Below are 18,095 nucleotides of genomic sequence, written 5' to 3' on the forward strand. Positions count from 1 at the left end.
CGTTGACCAGCCAAAACAGTCAACGAGGGGAAAGCACCCGCCGTGCGGAAACGTCAAATCCGGATGTCCCTGGGCGGGCCCCCTGACCGAATCGTCCCTGCTGAGGGGCATCTGGGCTGAGCCTGAGACAGCCTGAGACAGTATGTGAGCAGGGTGGGGTGCCGGGATCCCGGCCCGCCCCGATAGACTGAGGAGCCGTGACCACCGCCGCATCCTCCGCCCACGCCCGCCCCGAGCCGCCCGCCGCGATCCGCTGGGCGTGCATCATCGCGATCGTTCAGTCGGTCATCGTGCTGGCGTTCGCCACGTTCCTGGTCTACCGCGACCTCACCGGCGCGGAGGAGACCTCCCTGGTCAGCGAGGGTGACACCATCGGCTGGGTGGGTACCGGCACGGCGATCTTCCTCTACCTGGTCTTCGCCGTGGTCATCGCCGGCGCCATCTCCCTCATGCGCGGCCACCGCTTCGGCCGTGGCCCCGTCGCCATGTGGGAGCTCATCCTCCTGCCCATGTCCTTCTACATGTTCCAGGCCGGCCAGCCCCTGGCCGGCGCCGTCGCGGGCGCCTCCGCGATCGCCGCGCTGGTCATGCTGTTCAACCGCCGTTCCCTGGAGTGGACCGCGGAGAACTACGCGGCCTAGGTCAGGCCGACAAGCTCGTCGCCGCGCTTCTCGACGATCGTTCCTCCCGCCACGCCGAGCGTCACCGCACCGTCGTAGTCCCCCCTGTCCACCGGGATCGTCGACGTCGTCTCGCCCGAGACCCAGTCGACCACCGCCAGGCCCTGCGCCGTGGGGACGAGCAGCTGGTCACCCACCGCGACACCGGTGCCCACCGCATCCTCGAGCACGTGGCGCACCGCCAGGTCGGACGGGCCCAGCAGGTAGAGCCGCTCGCCGTCGAACCAGGTCATGTGGTGCGGCAGGTCGGCGGTGACCGGGGAGAACAGGGCAGCGTCCGTGACCAGCGGTGCCGGGGCCACCGGCCGGCGGTGCAGCTCAGTGCCGTCCTCGTGGAAGGACACCAGCTCCGGGCGGTCACCGGGCAGGTAGACCGCCGCGGCATCCTCGGCGACGGCCACCAGGCGGGCGCCGGCGTCGTCGAGCAGGACCTCGCCGGTGATCTCCGGCTTCCGGGACTCCTCCGGATCCACCTCCTGGAACCGCAGCCAGGAGCCGTGGTCCTCGCGGCAGGTCTCGGTGACGGCGAGCAGGGACGTGCGGGTCAGGGCCGAGGAGATGGAACAGTCCGGGTTCGGCTGCAGGCCCGGTTCCTGGCGGCCCTCCACCTGGCCGTACTCGACGGTGCGCACCAGATCGGAGCGCCACAGCTCGACCCGTTCAGCACCGACGGTGCCCACCCGGTCGTTGGAACTCAGGGCCACGACCTCGTCCGGGGCGATGGCGCTGCGGGTGTCGTCGTAGGTGCCGGAGCGGGCGACGACGGACACGACGTCGCCGCAGCCGGCCTCGCCGCGGTAGGTGATCACGGCCTCGCCCCAGGCGGCGCCGAGGGAACAGATCTCCCGGTCCCGCTCGTAGGTCCACAGGGTCTGCCCGGCCTGGTCGACGGCGGTGACGGTGGTCCCGGCGGTGGTGAGAATGACCCCGTCGACGATGACGGGGCGGTGGACGCCGGGGACGGGGGCGTCGACACGCGACCATGCGGGGGAGAGGGACGGCGGGACGGACGTGAGCGGGGGAGCGGCCGCCACCGGCTCCGCGGCGGGGGTGAGCTCGGCGTCACGGATCGGCGCGGTGGCCCACACGCCGGCGACGGCGGCGAGGCTGACGGCGGCGATCGCGGCGGTGACCACCAGGTCACCGCGGGTGCGGCGCAGCGGCGCGCTCATCGACGGCGGGAACGGCCCTGGCGGTTCGGGCGCGGCGACCGGGCGGGTGCGCCGCCGCCGAGGACCTTGCGCGGCGGGCCGACGGTCTCGCTCGTGCCCTCGGGGATGTCGAGGGCCTCGAGCAGCTCGGGGGAGGTGGAGAACCACTGCGGCGGCTCGGGCAGGTCGAGGCCGAGCTCGTCGTCGATCGCCTTCCACTTGAGCAGCTCGTCATAGCCGACGAGGGTGACGGCGGTGCCCGAATGGCCCGCACGCCCCGTCCGGCCGATGCGGTGGACGTAGGTCATCGGGTCATCCGGGGTCTGGTAGTTGATGACGTGGGTGACGTCGTCGATGTCGATGCCCCGGGCGGCGACGTCGGTGGCCACGAGAATCTCCACCGTCCCCTGGCGGAAGGCGGTGAGGGACTTCTCGCGCGCCGGCTGACCCATGTCACCGTGCACGGCCGCGACGGTGAAACCGCGCTCGGCGAGCTGCTCCGCCACCTCGGCGGCGGTGCGCTTCGTCCGGGCGAAGATGATCGTCTTCCCCCGGCCACGGGCCTGGAGGATGCGGGCGGTCACGGCCCCCTTGTCCATGCGGTGGGCCTGGAAGATGACCTGCTCGGTCGTCGAATGGGTCTGGGACGCCCCGACCTCCTCGGCGCGGATGTGCACCGGCTTCGTGAGGAAGCTGCGGGCCAGGGTGATGATCGGCCCCGGCATCGTCGCCGAGAACAGCATCGTCTGGTGCTCATGCGTCAGCGCGCTGAGGATCTTCTCGATGTCCGGCAGGAAACCCAGGTCGAGCATCTCGTCGGCCTCGTCGAGCACGAGCACGGCCACGCGGTCCAGCTGCAGCTCACCCCGGTTGTACAGGTCCAGCAGACGACCCGGGGTGCCCACCACCACATCGACGCCCGCCTCCAGCGCCTCGATCTGCTCCTCGTAGGGGCGGCCACCGTAGATCGTGGCCATCCGCACCGGCAGCTTCGCCGCGGCCCGCTCCAGATCCTCACCGACCTGCACCGCCAGCTCCCGGGTGGGGGTGATCACCAGGGCGCGCGGCGTGCCGTCCAGCTCCTCCACGTCCGCGGAGTCGAAGACCCGGTCCAGCAGGGGAACACCGAAGCCGAGGGTCTTGCCCATGCCGGTGCGGGCCTGCCCGATGAGGTCGGTGCCGTCGAGCGCCAGCGGCAGCGTCAGCTCCTGGATGGCGAACGTGTGGGTGATACCGTGGGCGGCCAGCGCCTCACAGATCTCCGCGGCCACACCCAATTCGGCGAACGTCGGGGACGAGGTAGATGCAGACACACACTAGATACTACGGGGTCACGTCTATGATGGTGCCCATGGATATCAAGATCGGCTTTACCGAATCCCCACGCGAACTGGTCATCAACCTCGATTCCGAGCAGGATCAGGTGGTCGCACAGATCGCCGCCACGCTCAACAACAACGACGGAACGCTCGATCTCACCGATTCCAAGGGCCGCCGCTACCTCGTCCGCTCCGCCCAGATCGCCTACGTCGAGGTGGGCACCTCCACCCACCGCTCCGTCGGATTCGCCGGAGTCTAACCAGAGCACATGACCGACCGTTCCCGCGAGGGCGTCCTCGTTCGACTCGCCCGTGAACTGGGGTGGCGTGCCTACGCCATCCCGGTACTCGTCGTCATCACCGTGTGGGTGCTCATCGACGTCTTCTCCGCCCCCGCCGCACCCAACGGTGACGTACCCGGGGCGGAGACGACGGCGTCGGACACCGACACCGACGAGGACAGCGATGGCAGGGACGGCCCGCGGGACTCCGGCCCCAACCCGGCGGACGACCCGGACCGGCCCGTCGCCCCGACCGAACTGCCCCCGGGCGGTGCCTACGCCCAGAGCGGCGACGGCACCTACCGGGTCGTGGGCAGGCCCGGTGCCGCCGTCGGGCAGGGCGACGACATGGTCATCCGCTACGTCGTCGAGGTGGAGAACGGTGTGGACACCGCCGGATCGGGTGGCGATGACGCCCTCGCCGCGATGGTGGACGCGACCTTCGCCAACCCCAAGGGCTGGACCAACGACCCGAAGTTCCGCTTCGAGCACGTCTCACCCGACGACGACCCCGACATGCGCATCCAGCTCACCAGCGTGGACACCACCCAGGACATGTGCGGCGGCAACCTCGAGATGGAGACCAGCTGCCACGTGCGCTACAACGACATCAGCCATGTCGTCATCAACGAGTCCCGCTGGGTCCGCGGTGCCGCCCCCTTCAACGGTGACGTCGGGTCCTACCGTCAGTACCTGGTCAATCACGAGGTCGGCCACGGCCTGGGTTACGCCGCCCACGAGCCCTGCGGCGGCGACGGCGAACTCGCGCCGATCATGATGCAGCAGACCCTGAGCCTCAACAACTCCGAACTCGCCAGCTACAGCACCGAGGACGCCTACCCCGACGACGGTGCGACCTGCGTGTTCAATCCGTGGCCCTACCCGAGGCCGGCGGTCCTGTGACCCGCCCCGGCCAGGTGGTCCCCGCCCACGTCATCGACGCCTTCCAGGGGGAGGAGGGCATTCCCGAGCCCGCCGGCCACGCCTGGGACAACGGCTGGCGTGTCGGCTCCGTGGCGTACTCCCGCAGCGGCGGGGTGGCCACCGGCTGGTCCGCCAAACTGCGCACCACCCTCCAGGTCGACGGCGTGCGTATCGCCCGGCCCGTCCGCTCCACCGACGGGCGCTTCGTCGTCGCCGGGTGGAAGGCCTCCCAGTGGATCCAGGGGGATCTGGCACGCCGGGTCGACGAGACCGTCGGTGTGGCTCTGCGCCTGGCTGATGCGTTGGCCGGTCAACCCACCCCGCCCGAACCGGAGGGGGAGGGCCCCTTCGTCCTCGCCGACCGGCGCGCCTGGGAGGAGACCGCACCGGAGTACCGGGACATCGACGGCCCTGTCCAGGTCGGTCACGCGGACCTGCTGGCCTGCACCGTCTACCACGGCACGCAGGCCCCGGCGGTGACGGACCTCGTCCCCTTCGCCGCGCCCCGGCCGCACGGTTACACCGCGGCGCTGGTCATCGTCGACGGGCTCATCGCCGGTGCGGTGGATGACGCGATCGTCGACCGATTCCGGCACCTGCCCGACATCGACCAGCTGCTCCTGCGGGCGGTGGCCTACCGCCGTCACGTCAACGATCTCCACCCGCAGTCCTCCTCGAACGCCCGTGCCCACATCCGGCGGGTGGAGGACGCGCTCGTGTCGAGGGTGGCTGACATACTCGAGGCATGAGCCCCGGTACGTCCTCACCCGCCTCCCCGATAGCGCCCACCCCGCTCGTCCGCCTCGTCCCCCGCGGCCGTGACCTGCCCGCCCGGGACTGGCCGTTCGCCCTGCCCGCCCGCGGGACGTGGCGGGTGACCGGGCGTGCGGGGTCCGGGGTGACCAGCCTGCTCATCGACACGGTCCTCGGCCGCATCGCCGCGGGCGTGGACCCGTCGGAGATCCTCGTCGTCGCCGCCTCGAAGGAGACCGGCGCAATCATCCGCCGGGAGCTGACCGACCGGTTGGCGGGCACGGACTTCGTCTCCGACGCGCCACTGGTGCGCTCGGTGCATTCCCTGGCGTTCGCCCTGCTTCGCGACGCTGCGGACGACCCCGTCCGCCTCATCACCGGCGCCGAGCAGGACGCCGTCATCCGGGAACTGCTCGCCGGCCAGGCCGAGGACCACCGGGGTGCCTGGCCGGAGGACATCCGCCCAGCGCTGACCTTCGTCGGTTTCGCCCGTCAGCTGCGTGACCTGCTGCTGCGTGCCGCCGAACGCGGCCAGTCCCCGGAGATGCTCGAGGAGCTCGGCCGCCGGCACGGCCGCCCGATGTGGTCCGCCGCCGGCGACTTCCTCCGCGAGTACGAGCAGACCCAGGCGCTGTCCGCCGCCACCAGCTACACCAGCTACTCGGCCTCCGAACTGGTGTCCGCGGCGCTGGCGGCGGGAGTGCGGGGGCGGTGGAACACGCTGATCGTCGACGACGCCCAGCACCTCGACCCCACCTCCGCGGAACTGATCCGGGCGCTCATCCCCGGCACCGAACTGACGGTCGTCGGCGGCGATCCGGAGCAGTCGATTTTCCACTTCCGCGGCGCCTCCCCGGCGTTTCTCACTCAGCTCGACGCCGACCACGACCTCGACCTCGGGGCCAGCCGACGGCAGCCGGAACGCGAGGCGGTGGTGGTGGATTCCCGTACCACCCAGCACGCGCTCATCGCCGACCGGATCCGCCGCGCCCACCTCCTTGAGGGAACAGCCTGGTCGGACATGGCTGTCATCGTCCGCTCCGTCGGCCAGATCGCCCCGATCCGCCGGGCCCTGCTCGCCGCCGGGGTGCCCGTGCACCTCAATCCCACCGACGTGGTCCTCGCCGAGCAGCGAATCGTGGCCAACCTGCTCCTGGGTATCCGTGCCCTGACCGAGGAGCTGAGCCCCTCGGAGCTGGAGGAACTGCTCCTCGGCCCGGTCGGTGGCGCCGATCCCGTCACCCTGCGCCGCCTCATCCGTGGCCTGCGTCGCTACGATCCGGGCACCCGCGGCATGGACACCCTCCGGGGCCTGCTCGCCCCCGACGTCGCACTGCCCGACTTCGGCGAACTGCTCACCGACCGGGAGAAGGCGATCCTCTCCCGCATCCGAGGTGTCCTCGAGGCCGGCCGCAGCGCGCTCGCCGACGACGCCAGCATCGAGGAGGTCCTCTGGGCCGTGTGGTCCGCCACCGGTCTGTCCGACCACCTGCTCGCCGCCTCGCTGCGAGGTGGTGCCACCGGCTCCCAGGCGGACCGGGACCTCGACGCCATGATGTCGCTGTTCGACGCCGCCGGTGACTACGCCGAACGCCGCCCCACGGCCGGCATCCACAGCTTCCTCACCCACATCACCGAGCAGGAACTGCCCACCGGCGTGCGCGACCGCCGCGCCGCCCGCCCCGACGCCGTCACCCTGCTCACCGCCCACGGTGCCATCGGCGCCGAATGGGACCTGGTCATCGTCGCCGGCGCCCAGGAGGGGGCGTGGCCGTCCCTGGGGGAGACCGGTTCCCTGTTCGGCCAGGAGGAACTCGTCGAGCTTCTCGACGCCGGCGTGGACCCCAACGTCCCCGTCTCCCACACCGCCGACCGCCTCAAGGAGGAGCGCCGCCTCTTCCACGTCGCCACCACCCGGGCCACCGGCCGACTGCTCGTCTCCGCCGTCCACGCCCCCGACGCCGACGAGGTGACCGAACCCTCCCGCTTCGTCGAGGAGTTCGCCACCGCCCACGGCATCGAGGTGGCCACCTTCGCCCCCAGCCTCACAGACTCCTCCGCCGCCTACGATCCCCTCCAGGTCCGGCTCCTGTCGGTCCCGGCGTTCCTCGCGGAACTACGCACCGTCGTCTCCGACCCGCAGGCCCGGGAGGACCACCGCCAGCAGGCCGCCCGGCAACTGGCCCGCCTCGCCCGCGCCGGGGTGCCCGGCGCCGACCCGGACGAATGGTGGACCACCACCGCGCCGTCGACGATGCAGCCGCTGCAGGGACCGGACGCCCTCTCACCCTCGCGGATCGAGGGGCTGCTGGCCTGCCCGCTGCGGGAGGTGCTGCAGAAGCTCATCGAGGACGAGGAGACCCCCGCCGCGCTGACGCGGGGCTCGCTCGCGCACGCGTACCTGGAGGCGGTGGGGCGCGGCGTCGATACGCAGAAGGCGGCCGAGCTCACCCGGGCGGCATGGGCGCAGATCCAGAATGACCCCGCCTGGCGGGTCGAGGCGGAGCAGGAGAAGTTCGCCACCCTGCTCGACCGCACCCACCAGTGGCTGGTCAGCTCCCGGAGCGCGTTCACCGCCGCCGGCGTCGAACTCGATCTCGACGTCGAGGTCACCGAGGGCGTGCGCATCCGCGGCCGGATGGACCGGCTCGAGGTGGATGAGGCCGGCGACCACTGGGTCGTCGACCTCAAGACCGGCGCTACCGCCACCTCCGCGGCCGACGTGCAGGACCACGCCCAGCTCACCGCCTACCAGCTGGCCCTGGGCCGGGGCACCCTGCGCGACGGGAAGGTGGTCACCCCCGCGCCGGGCGAGCAGCCGTTGTCCGTCGGCGGCGGCGTGCTCGTCTTCCCCGGGACGACCACCAAGTCCGTCAGCACCCGCGAGCAGGCCGCCCTGCCCCCGGAGACCCTCGCCGAGTTCGCCGCCCGACTGCCCGGCCTCGCCGCCGAACTGTCCAGCCCGACGCTCACCGCCCGCCTCAACGACACCTGCGAACGCTGCGCCGTCCGCGCGCTCTGCCCCCTCCAGCCCGAAGGAAGGTCCACCACCCATGCCTGAGACATCCCCCGTCCTGCTGTCGAGGTACCTCGGGCAGGAGCACGCCCCGACCCCGCAGCAGGCGGAGATCATCGGTGACCGACCCGGCCCGCTGCTCGTCGTCGCCGGCGCCGGCGCCGGCAAGACCGAGACGATGGCCGCCCGCGTCGTGTGGCTCGTGGCCAACCAGCTGGTCCAGCCCGACGAGATCCTCGGCCTCACCTTCACCCGGAAGGCCGCCCAGGAACTCGGCCGCCGCATCCGCACCCGCCTGGAGACCCTCGCCGGGATACCGAAGCTGCGCGACATCGACCCCACCGGCGGGCTCGCCGACTCCCTGCAGACCATCGCCCCCACCGTGGCCACCTACGACTCCTTCGCCGGCCAGCTCATCCGCGAATACGGGCTGCTCGTCCCCGTCGAACCGGCCTCCCGCATCATCACCGCCGCCGAGCTCTACGCCATCGCCCACCAGGTGGTCACCGACTACCGGGGCACCCTCACCGCCACCCAGTCCGTGGCCACCGTCACCGAGAACCTGCTCGCCTTCATCGACGAGATGAACAACCAGGTCACCACACCGGAGGAGATAACCTCCGAGACCCACGCCCTGCTGACCACCCTCGAGGACCTGCCCAAGGGGCCGAGACAGCGGGTGGAGAACTACACCAATGACGTGCAGAAGTGGATCGACCGCCAACGCGTCCGCCTCGACTACCTCCCCCTCGTCGAGACCCTGCGGGCCGAACTGGCGCGCCGGGACGTGGTCACCTTCAACGAGCAGATGTCCGTCGCCGCCCGCCTGGCCGAGCAGCACCCGGAGGTCGGCACCGCCCAACGACGCCGCTACAAGGTGGTCATGCTCGACGAGTACCAGGACACCTCCCACGCCCAGCGGGTGCTGCTGCGCAGCCTGTTCGGCGCCGAGGAGGAGGGCCTGACCGTCACCGCCGTCGGCGATCCCATGCAGTCCATCTACGGCTGGCGCGGCGCCACCGCCGAGAACCTCAGCGCCTTCGTCGAGGACTTCCCCGTCAACGGGCAGCCCGCCCCGAAGCGGGAACTGACCACCTCCTGGCGTAACCCGCCGGAGATCCTCACCCTGGCCAACGCCGTGTCCACCGAACTGCTCGGCTCCGGGCCCGACCGCGCCGTCGCCCCGCTGGAACCCCGGCCGGGCGCCCCGGCCGGCGACGTCACCATAGGATTCTGGCGGGACCCCGCGGACGAGATCGCCTTCGTCGCCGACCGGATGGCCGCCGAGTTTCATCGGGCACAGGCGGAACAGCGGAAGTTCACCGGCGCGGTGCTCATCCGCAAGAACCGGCACGCCACCGACATCGCCGAGGCCCTGGCCGAACGCGACATCCCCTACGAGATCGTCGGCCAGGGCGGGCTGCTCAGCGTGCCGGAGGTCGCCGACATCGTCGCCCTGGCCACCATGCTCATCCGGCCGCAGGACACCACCGCCGCCCTGCGGGTGCTCACCGGGCCGCTCGTCGGCCTCGGCCTGGCCGACCTCGTGGCACTCGGCCGGCGGGCGAAGAACCTCGCCGGTCGTCCCGCCCGGGTCATCCACCCGGCCGAACCGCTCGCCCGGCTGGAGTCCCAGCTCGCCGAACTCACCGCCGGCCCGGCCGACCAGGTCGTCGGCCTCACCGACGCGGTGGCCGACCTGGGGGAGCGGGACCGCTACTCGGAGGAGGGCGTGCGCCGTCTCGAGCTGCTCGCCTCCCGCCTGCGGCAGCTGCGCACGCTCAGCCTGCCGAAGTCCCTGCCGGACCTGTTCGCCGACATCGAGAACACCTTCGGTGTGCGCACCGAGGTCCTCGCCCGGGGCGATGACGCCGGGGCCGCCCACCTCGACCGCCTGGCGGACACCGTCGCCGCCTACTCCGGGGAGACACTGCCCGGGCTGCTCGACTACCTGGCACTGGCCGCCGAGCACGAGGGCGGGCTGGCGCCCGGCGAGGTGACCGTCCGTAGCGACCGGGTCCAGATCCTCACCGCCCACAAGGCCAAGGGCCTGGAGTGGGACGTGGTGAGCGTGCTCCACGCCGACGACGCCACCTACAGGGCCACGGTGTCCACGTTCCTGACCAACGAGACCCGCGTGCCCGACCCCGACTTCGGCGCCCTGGCCGCCGACGACCGCAAGGAGTTCGAGGACCTGGCCAAGGAGTACATCAGGGAACGGCGCGACGCGGAGAAGGAGGAGGCCACCCGCCTGTTCTACGTGGCCGTCACCCGCACCGAGCGGGTCCTCACCGTCACCGGGTCGACGATGACCGCCAAGGGTGGGCCCTACGAGCACCTCGAGCGACTCCGTGACCTGGCCCCCGACGCCGTCGTCGCGTGGGAGACCTCCGGTGAGGATTCCGCCGACGACGGGGACGGGGACGTCGACAAGCAGGAGCAGGTACCCGAGGCGACGTTCCCGCACCTGCACCCCGGCGTGTCCGCCCTGAGCGGGGCGGACCTCGTGCGGGCCGCGATGGCGGAGCCGACGCCTGTGGCGCAGGGCGAGACCTTCGAGATCTGGGAGCGGGAGGCCACCGCGCTCATCGAGGAACACGAGGCGCTGCAGGCGCCGGTCGTCGAGGTGGAACTGCCGGGTGAGCTGACCGCCTCCGACCTGGTGGCGCTCAAGGCGGACCCGGTGCAGTTCGCGCGGCGCCAGCGCCGGCCCGTGCCGTTCAAACCGAACACCTACGCCAAGCGCGGCACCGCGTTCCACCAGTGGCTGGAGGACCGCTTCGGGGCGAGTTCCCTGCTCGACGAGGACCAGCTGCCCGGCATCGACGAGGAGATGATCGACACCGCCGAGCTGGAGCTGCTCAAGTCCCGGTTCACCGACAGTGAGTGGGCGGACCGCACCCCGGAACGGGTCGAGCAGCCCTTCGAGGTGACCATCGGGGATGCGGTGGTCCGGGGACGGATGGATGCGGTGTTCCGCGACCCGGACAACCCCGACGGGTGGCTGGTCGTCGACTGGAAGACCGGCCGGACGCCGACGGGGGCGGACCGGAAGGCCGCGATCATCCAGCTCGCGGTGTACCGGGAGGCGTGGTCGCGGATCATCGGCACGGACGCACCCGTGCGGGCGGCGTTCCACTACGTGGCCACCGGCGAGACCCTGGAGCCGCGGGACCTGCCGGACCGGGCGGAGCTGGCGGCCCTGCTGACGTCCGCCACCTCCCGCTGACGTCCCGGTGACGGTGCCGATGGGACTAGGGTTATCGGAGTCAGAACGAGCCCACCACAGGCCCTGGGAAGGAGCGTGCCATGCGTGATCGGATCCGTGACCGGTTCCGCGGTGACACCGAGCTGAGCAAGCTGCCGGATCACGCGTTGCTGGGGATCATCAACATCCCCGGGTCGGTGCAGGCCAGCCCGTGGGCCCTCATCGGGCGGCGGATGCTCTACGCCCTGGTGCTGCTGTTCTTCGTGGCGGCGATCGTGTACTTCGACAAGGACGGCTACACCGAGGACCTCACGTTCATCGACGCCTTCTACTATTCCGCCGTGTCCCTGTCCACGACCGGCTACGGCGACATCACGCCGGTGACGCAGTCGGCGCGGCTGATCAACATCATCATCATCACCCCGATCCGGATCGCCTTCGTCATCCTGCTCGTCGGCACGACGCTGTCGGTGCTGACGGAGAATTCCCGGAAATCGTTGCAGATCCAGCGCTGGAGGAAGAACGTGCGTAACCACACCATCGTCATCGGCTACGGCACCAAGGGCCGCTCGGCGGTCTCGGCGCTGCTCGCCGACGGCGTCCCCGCCAACCACATCGTCGTCGTGGACACGGACAAGGCGTCGCTGGCGCGGGCCGAGAACCAGGGCCTGGTCACCGTCTACGGCAACGGCACGAAGGCGGAGGTGCTCAAGATCGCCGGCGTCGGCCGGGCGCGCGCCGTCGTCGTCGCCCCCAACTCGGACGACACCGCGGTGCTCATCACCCTGTCGGTCCGCGAGATCGCGCCGTCGGCGATGATCGTCGCCAGCGTCCGCGAATCCGAGAACCAGCACCTGCTCGAGCAGTCCGGCGCCGATTCGGTGGTCATCTCCTCCGAGACCGCCGGCCGCCTCCTCGGCCTGGCCACCGTCACCCCCACCGTCGTGGAGATGATGGAGGACCTGCTCAGCCCCGACGAGGGTTTCTCCGTCGCCGAGCGCCCCATCGCCGAGGACGAGGTGGGTGCCAACCCGCGGCACCTCGCAGACATCGTCCTCGGCCTCGTCCGCTCCGGTGAGCTCTACCGCATCGACTCGCCCGAGGCCGAGACCGTCGAGCCGGGCGACCGCCTGCTCTACATCCGCCGCGTGACCGGGGAGGACGTGAAGCGTCCGTGACGGATTTCCTCCCCGTCGACCCCGCCGGCGCCGTCCCGGTCGACGCTGCCGGCATTCCCGTCCGCGTGTCGACGTCGCCCGCTCCCGCCGCCCCGCACGTCCACCTCGGCGGTGGACACTGGGCGGTGCGCGTCCCCTCGGTGGCGGGGCTCGGCACGGGCGTGCGCCCGGCCCGCGCCTTCGCCGGTGACCGCGACATCTCCCGCGCCGTCGCCCTGCTGCGCCACCGCGACCGGCACCTGTTCGACCCCGCGGACGGCTCGACCCTGGCCTACGACGATGACGGCATCCGGGCGGCCGGCGCCTCCGGACGCGAGCTCTACCCCCGGGTCGACCCGGCCGTCATCGGGCTGATCCGCCGGGCGGACACCGAGGCGATCCTGCTCGGCCGAGGGGTGGACCGTCCCTACTTCTCCCTGATCGCCGGCTACGTCGACCCAGGCGAGACCCTCGAGGAGGCAGTCGCCCGCGAGGCCTTCGAGGAGACCGGCCGGCGCATCACCGAGGTGACCTACTGGGGCAGCCAGCCCTGGGCCGTCAGCGGCTCCATCATGGTCGGCTTCACCGCCGTGACCTCCGACATCGACGCGGTCGCGGGCACCGACGGCGAGCTCGCGGAGATCCGCTGGGCCACCCGCGACGACCTCACACACCTGCCCCTGGCCGGGGAAGGGTCGATCGCGCATGCGATGATCACGGCATGGAGGAACGCGTAAGTGATTGATCTCAACGACCTCGACGACGACCAGCGCGTCGCCGCCTCCGCCCCCCGCGGCCCGGTGTGCATCCTCGCCGGCGCCGGCACGGGCAAGACCCGCACCATCACCTACCGGATCGCCCACCTCATCGACGCCGGCTTCGTCAGCCCCAACCGCGTCCTGGCCGTGACCTTCACCTCCCGGGCCGCCGGCGAGATGCGCCACCGTCTCGGGCTCATGGGCATCGGGGGAGTGCAGGCCCGCACCTTCCACGCCGCCGCCCGCCGCCAGCTCGCCTACTTCTGGCCCCAGGTCGCCGGTGACCTGCCGTGGCGCCTGCTGGACAACAAGTTCCCCCTCGTCGGCCGGGCCGCCCGCTCCGTCGGCGTCGAATCCTCCAAGGAGAACGTCCGCGACCTGCTCGGCGAGATCGAGTGGTCCAAGGCCACCCTCATCTCCCCGGACCAGTACGTCGAGCACATGGCCGGCTCGAGCCGCACCCCGCCCGTGCCGCCGGAGAAGGTCGCCGAGGTCTACCGACGCTACGAGGCCGGCAAGACCACCGAGGACGGCATGCTCCTCGACTTCGACGACCTGCTCCTCCACGTCGCCGGCGCCCTGGAGAACGCCCCCGGCGTGTCCGAGGAGTTCCGCGAGCAGTACCGCACCTTCGTCGTCGACGAGTACCAGGACGTCACCCCCTCCAGCAGCGCGTCCTGCGCGCCTGGCTCGGTGACCGCGACGACCTCACCGTCGTCGGCGACGCCAACCAGACCATCTACTCCTTCACCGGGGCGACCCCCGACTACCTGCTGGACTTCTCCCGGACCTACGACAACGCCACCGTGGTCAAACTCCAGCGCGACTACCGCTCCACCCCGCAGGTGACGGACCTGGCCAACACCGTCATCGGCAGGGCCACCGGCCGGGTGGCCGGCACCCGCCTGGAACTGCAGGGCATGCGTCCGCCCGGCCCGCAGCCGACGTTCAACGCCTACGATGACGAACCCACCGAGGCCCGCGAGGTCGCCGGGAAGATCCTCACCCTGCTCAACCAGGGTGTGCCCGCCAGCGAGATCGCCGTGCTCTACCGCATCAACGCCCAGTCCCAGGTCTTCGAGCAGGCACTCGCCGACGCCGGCATCGTCTACCAGGTCCGCGGCGGCGACGGCTTCTTCACCCGCCCCGAGGTCCGCCAGGCGATCAGCGAACTCGTCCGCGTCGCCCAACGCACCGACCTGCCGGATGACCCGGTCCGCATCACCCGCGCGGCACTCGCCCCGCTCGGCCTGACCCCCACCGAACCCGAGGGCGCCCAGGCCCGTGAACGCTGGCAGTCCCTCTCGGCCCTCGTCGACCTCGTCGAGGAACTCGTCCGCGCCACGCCGGACCTCGACATGACCGGCGTGCTCGTCGCCCTGCGTCAACGCGCCGAGGCCAAGCACCCGCCCACCGTTGAGGGTGTGACACTCGCCAGCCTCCACGCCGCCAAGGGCCTGGAATGGGACGCCGTCTTCCTCGTCGGCCTGGTGGAGAACACCCTGCCTATCAGCCACGCCATCAAGGCCGGCGACCACCAGGTGGAGGAGGAACGCCGCCTGTTCTACGTCGGCATCACCCGCGCCCGCGAACACCTCCACCTGTCCTGGGCGCTCGCCCGCCAGGAGGGCGGCCGCAAGTCCCGCAGCCGCTCCCGTTTCCTCGACGGCATCGTGCCCGAGCTCGAGATCGAGAAGGTCCCCGCCCGCACCGTGCGCCCCAAGCGTTGCCGCGTGTGCGGCCGACCGCTGGGCACCCCCTCCGAGAAGGTGCTCGGCCGGCACGAGGACTGCCCGTCCGGGGCCGACGAGGAGGTCTTCGAGACCCTGCGTGCCTGGCGCTCCGAGATCGCCGCCGAAGCCAACGTCCCCGCCTACATCATCTTCTCCGACGCCACCCTCATGGCCGTCGCCGAGGCACTGCCCCGCGACGAACCTGAACTTCTCGACGTCCCCGGCATCGGCCCCGTCAAGGTCGAACGCTACGGCCCACAGCTGCTCGCCGTGCTCGACAGCTTCCGCTGACCGGCGTCCGGGAGTGCTCAGAAGCACAACGGGCAGCGCCGGTGCGTCCCCCACGTGTCGGACTCATCCCCGCCGTACGGGTCCACCGTGACCACCTGCCCCGGTGCCGGGATCACCGGCGGACGCCCGGGCGGTGCCGGCGCCCCGCACAACGCCAGCGCCCACGCCGCCAGCCGCGCCGCCGTCGCCGCCACCACCACCGGATCCGGCTGCGAGGGCCCACCCGGCATCTGGGTGACCACCCGGTGCCAGAACCCGTCCACATCCGTCCGGTGCAGATCAGCGCACAACGGGCACGGGCCACGCCCGTCCATCCGCACCGGCCCGACCATCCCACGCTGATCGACGATCGCCCCCGGCACCCAGGTGCGGGCGAAACGGGTGAGCATCGGTGCCATCGCCTTCGAGTGCGCCAGGCGGTCCGCCACGATCACCGGCACCGGCGGGTCCCGGTCAATGTCCGCCTCCGCCAGGTAGACGAACTCCGACTCGCCCTTGACCGGCTGTCGCACCGTCACCCCCGACCCCCGCAGCAGCGCCGAGGTGGCCTCCGCCAACCGCCCCCGACCCAGCAGGACCACCTGGTACTCGGCCACCGGCACGAGAATCCGGTAGACCTCGAGATCATCGAGCAGGCTGGCGGCAGCCTCCCGACCCAGACCCGCCTCGTGCAGCAACGTCCGCAACTCGCTCCGGGTCCGTGGCCGACGGGCACTGAGCAGCCCCGCGACCAGCATCGGCGCATGCGTGGTCTCCACGATCCCCGCCCGCGTCGCATCCAGGCCGAACTGCACCGCGTCCCGGCCCCGCAGGAACACATGCGCCCCCGTGGCCAGACGCAGCGCGTCAACATCCCCCATGGTGAAAACCCCCTCGGTGTCACCCACAGATACACTTGACCTCCATGCTGCCCGAGATCGAGGTGATCCGCTCGCCGCGCCGCACCCGGACGGTGCAGGCGCGGTTCGTCGACGGCCGGGTCGTGGTCCGTATCCCCGCCCGGATGACCGCGGCGGAGGAGCAGGCGGCGGTGGCCAGCATCGTCACCAAACTGCAGAAGAAGTCGGCCTCCACCAGGATCTCCGACGAATCACTGGAGGAACGGGCGCGGGTGCTCAACGCCTCCGTCCTTGACGGGCGTGCCCGCCTCGGCTCCATCCGGTGGGTGAGCAACCAGCACAACCGATGGGGGTCCTGCACCACGGCGACCGGGGACATCCGGATCACCGACCGCCTGAAGAACGTCCCCGGCTACGTCCTCGACGCCGTGATCGTCCACGAGCTGACCCACACGTTCATCCCCGGGCACGGGCCAGACTTCTGGGACTGGGCCGACCGGGCACCCAAGGCCGAACGGGCCAAGGGGTACCTGGAGGCGCTGCAGCGCCTGGGTTAGTTCTTCGCCGGGCCCTCGGGATCCTCGGGGTCCTCGGGGGAATCCGGGGTGTCGGGGCCGTCCGGGTTCCCACCCTTCTCCGCCTCGCCGCGGAGCATCTCCTCGAGCTTGGCGAACTCCTCGTCGAAGGTGTCGTCGGTGCCCTCATCGAGGAGGCCGTCGATGTAGTCGGCGGAGTTGTCCAGGTGCTCGGCGGTGGGCATGAGGTCAGGGTGCTCCCACACCTTGTCGCGGCGCTCCTGGCCCACCGCGACGTCGACGCGGCGCCACAGCTCGGCAGCCTCGGCGACCTTGGGGGCGTTGAACTCGATGCCCACGATCTTGGCGAACGCCTGCTCGGCGGAGCCGCCGGTGGCACGGCGACGTCGCCACGCCTCCGTCATCGCCGCAGTGGAGGGGATGCGCTCGCCCATGGCGGCGGTGACCACGTGCTCGACCCAGCCCTCGACGAGCGCCAGCAGGGTCTCCAGGCGGGAGACGGCCTGGGCGTTGCGGGAGCTGATCCGCGGGGACAGGTCCATGCCCTGCAGACGCTGCATCGCGTCCTGGATGGCGGCCGGGTCACCGGACTCGAGGTTGAGCTCGCGGGTGGCCTCCTCGATGTGGGAGGTGTCGATGACCAGCCCGGCCGCGTACTCCTCGACGGAGGAGACGAGACGCTCCACCAGCCACGGGACGTGGCGGTAGAGGCGCTGGCGTGCGGACTCGCGGGCCGCGATGTAGACCATGACCTCCTGGCCGGCGACATCGAGATCCTTCGCGGCGCGGGAGATGTTCTCCGGCAGCAGGGCCGTGACGTCGGTCGGCGCGACCGGCAGACCGAAATCGGAGCCGGTGATCGCCTGCTTGGCCAGATCACCCAGGGCGTTGCCCAGCTGCATGCCGAAGTTCATGCCCGACATCTGATTCATCATCTGCAGCATCGGTCCCATCATCTCCCGGGCCTCCTCGGGCAGGGACTCCAGCTGCGCCTCGTTCATGTGCTGGGCGACGGGCGTGACCATGCGCTTCCACATGGGCAGCGTCTCCGTCAGCCAGGTCTCCGCGTTCCACGCCACGACCTTCCCGGAGGAGGTGGGCAGCTCCGTGGCGTCATCGAGCCACAGCTCGGCCAGGCGCACGGCCTCCTCCACCGCAGTGGTGTCCTGCTGGCGCACCGGGGTGACCTGACCGATCTGCTGGCGGGCGATGCGTTCGGCCATGGCGTAATTGACGGGGCCGGACCCCTCGGGGGAGTTCATCGTCGACCCCATGCCGGACAGCATCTGCCCGAACTGGTTGAGCATGTCACCTAAGCCGCCAGAGCCGTCGGCCCCGCCCATACCGAACGCGCCGAACGGGTTCTGGTCGCGGCGACGGTCATCGTCATCGTCGTCGCCTGGTCCGAAGGAAAATCCGAATCCGCCTGTATTCATGGTGCCCAATCTA

At 71.2% G+C, this 18,095-nt stretch carries 13 protein-coding genes and 1 pseudogene; 10 read left to right on the forward strand and 4 right to left on the reverse strand.

What is annotated here, in order from left to right; translation table 11 throughout:
* Positions 1 to 197: 197 nt before the first annotated feature.
* On the forward strand, positions 198 to 641 hold the full coding sequence (locus tag QP029_RS07165) for a hypothetical protein (RefSeq protein ID WP_284876098.1): 444 nt from the start codon (positions 198 to 200) through the stop codon (positions 639 to 641).
* Here QP029_RS07165 and QP029_RS07170 read toward each other — a convergent pair.
* Both QP029_RS07170 and QP029_RS07175 read right to left on the reverse strand, forming a co-directional pair.
* Positions 638 to 1,852 carry an Rv3212 family protein gene (locus QP029_RS07170; protein WP_284876099.1) on the reverse strand — a complete coding sequence of 405 codons (1,215 nt, stop codon included), beginning with the start codon at positions 1,850 to 1,852 and terminating at the stop codon, positions 638 to 640. The genes QP029_RS07165 and QP029_RS07170 overlap by 4 nt on opposite strands.
* Positions 1,849 to 3,144, reverse strand: a complete 1,296-nt coding sequence (locus tag QP029_RS07175) for a DEAD/DEAH box helicase (protein WP_284876100.1) — start codon at positions 3,142 to 3,144, stop codon at positions 1,849 to 1,851. The genes QP029_RS07170 and QP029_RS07175 overlap by 4 nt, the downstream gene beginning before the upstream one ends.
* 38 nt (positions 3,145 to 3,182) lie before the next feature.
* On the opposite strand from QP029_RS07175, the gene QP029_RS07180 reads away from it, so the two are divergent.
* The 8 genes and pseudogenes from QP029_RS07180 to QP029_RS07215 all read left to right on the forward strand — a co-directional run bounded on the left by QP029_RS07180 (position 3,183) and on the right by QP029_RS07215 (position 15,271).
* Positions 3,183 to 3,410, forward strand: coding sequence for a DUF3107 domain-containing protein (locus tag QP029_RS07180; RefSeq protein WP_284876101.1), 228 nt, complete (start codon positions 3,183 to 3,185; stop codon positions 3,408 to 3,410).
* 9 nt (positions 3,411 to 3,419) lie between these two features.
* On the forward strand, positions 3,420 to 4,334 hold the full coding sequence (locus QP029_RS07185) for a DUF3152 domain-containing protein (protein ID WP_284876102.1): 915 nt from the start codon (positions 3,420 to 3,422) through the stop codon (positions 4,332 to 4,334).
* Positions 4,331 to 5,104 (forward strand): TIGR02569 family protein, encoded by a 774-nt coding sequence (locus QP029_RS07190; RefSeq protein WP_284876103.1) that lies wholly within the window; start codon positions 4,331 to 4,333, stop codon positions 5,102 to 5,104. The genes QP029_RS07185 and QP029_RS07190 overlap by 4 nt, the downstream gene beginning before the upstream one ends.
* Positions 5,101 to 8,169 (forward strand): ATP-dependent helicase, encoded by a 3,069-nt coding sequence (locus QP029_RS07195; protein WP_284876104.1) that lies wholly within the window; start codon positions 5,101 to 5,103, stop codon positions 8,167 to 8,169. The genes QP029_RS07190 and QP029_RS07195 overlap by 4 nt, the downstream gene beginning before the upstream one ends.
* Entirely contained in the window at positions 8,162 to 11,353 is a 3,192-nt protein-coding gene (locus QP029_RS07200) for an ATP-dependent helicase (protein ID WP_284876105.1), read from the forward strand. Before QP029_RS07195 ends, QP029_RS07200 begins: the two co-directional genes overlap by 8 nt.
* Positions 11,354 to 11,433: 80 nt before the next feature.
* A complete protein-coding gene (locus QP029_RS07205) occupies positions 11,434 to 12,510 on the forward strand; it encodes a potassium channel family protein (RefSeq protein ID WP_284876106.1) in 1,077 nt (358 codons plus the stop codon).
* Positions 12,507 to 13,226, forward strand: a complete 720-nt coding sequence (locus tag QP029_RS07210; protein WP_284873691.1) for an NAD(+) diphosphatase — start codon at positions 12,507 to 12,509, stop codon at positions 13,224 to 13,226. Before QP029_RS07205 ends, QP029_RS07210 begins: the two co-directional genes overlap by 4 nt.
* A pseudogene (locus QP029_RS07215) lies at positions 13,227 to 15,271 on the forward strand (ATP-dependent DNA helicase UvrD2). It begins immediately after the preceding gene.
* A gap of 17 nt (positions 15,272 to 15,288) precedes the next feature.
* On the opposite strand, the gene QP029_RS07220 reads toward QP029_RS07215, so the two are convergent.
* Complete coding sequence (locus QP029_RS07220; protein ID WP_284873692.1) at positions 15,289 to 16,131, reverse strand: hypothetical protein; 843 nt, start codon at positions 16,129 to 16,131, stop codon at positions 15,289 to 15,291.
* Between the two features lie 47 nt (positions 16,132 to 16,178).
* Between QP029_RS07220 and QP029_RS07225 the strand changes: the two genes are divergently transcribed.
* Positions 16,179 to 16,667: a M48 family metallopeptidase gene (locus QP029_RS07225; RefSeq protein WP_284876183.1), complete on the forward strand. Its 489-nt coding sequence runs from the start codon at positions 16,179 to 16,181 to the stop codon at positions 16,665 to 16,667.
* Here the strand turns inward: QP029_RS07225 and QP029_RS07230 are convergent.
* Positions 16,664 to 18,082 carry a zinc-dependent metalloprotease gene (locus tag QP029_RS07230; RefSeq protein WP_284873693.1) on the reverse strand — a complete coding sequence of 473 codons (1,419 nt, stop codon included), beginning with the start codon at positions 18,080 to 18,082 and terminating at the stop codon, positions 16,664 to 16,666. The genes QP029_RS07225 and QP029_RS07230 overlap by 4 nt on opposite strands.
* Positions 18,083 to 18,095 lie beyond the last annotated feature (13 nt).

The organism is Corynebacterium suedekumii, assembly GCF_030252185.1.
Lineage (GTDB): Bacteria > Actinomycetota > Actinomycetes > Mycobacteriales > Mycobacteriaceae > Corynebacterium > Corynebacterium suedekumii.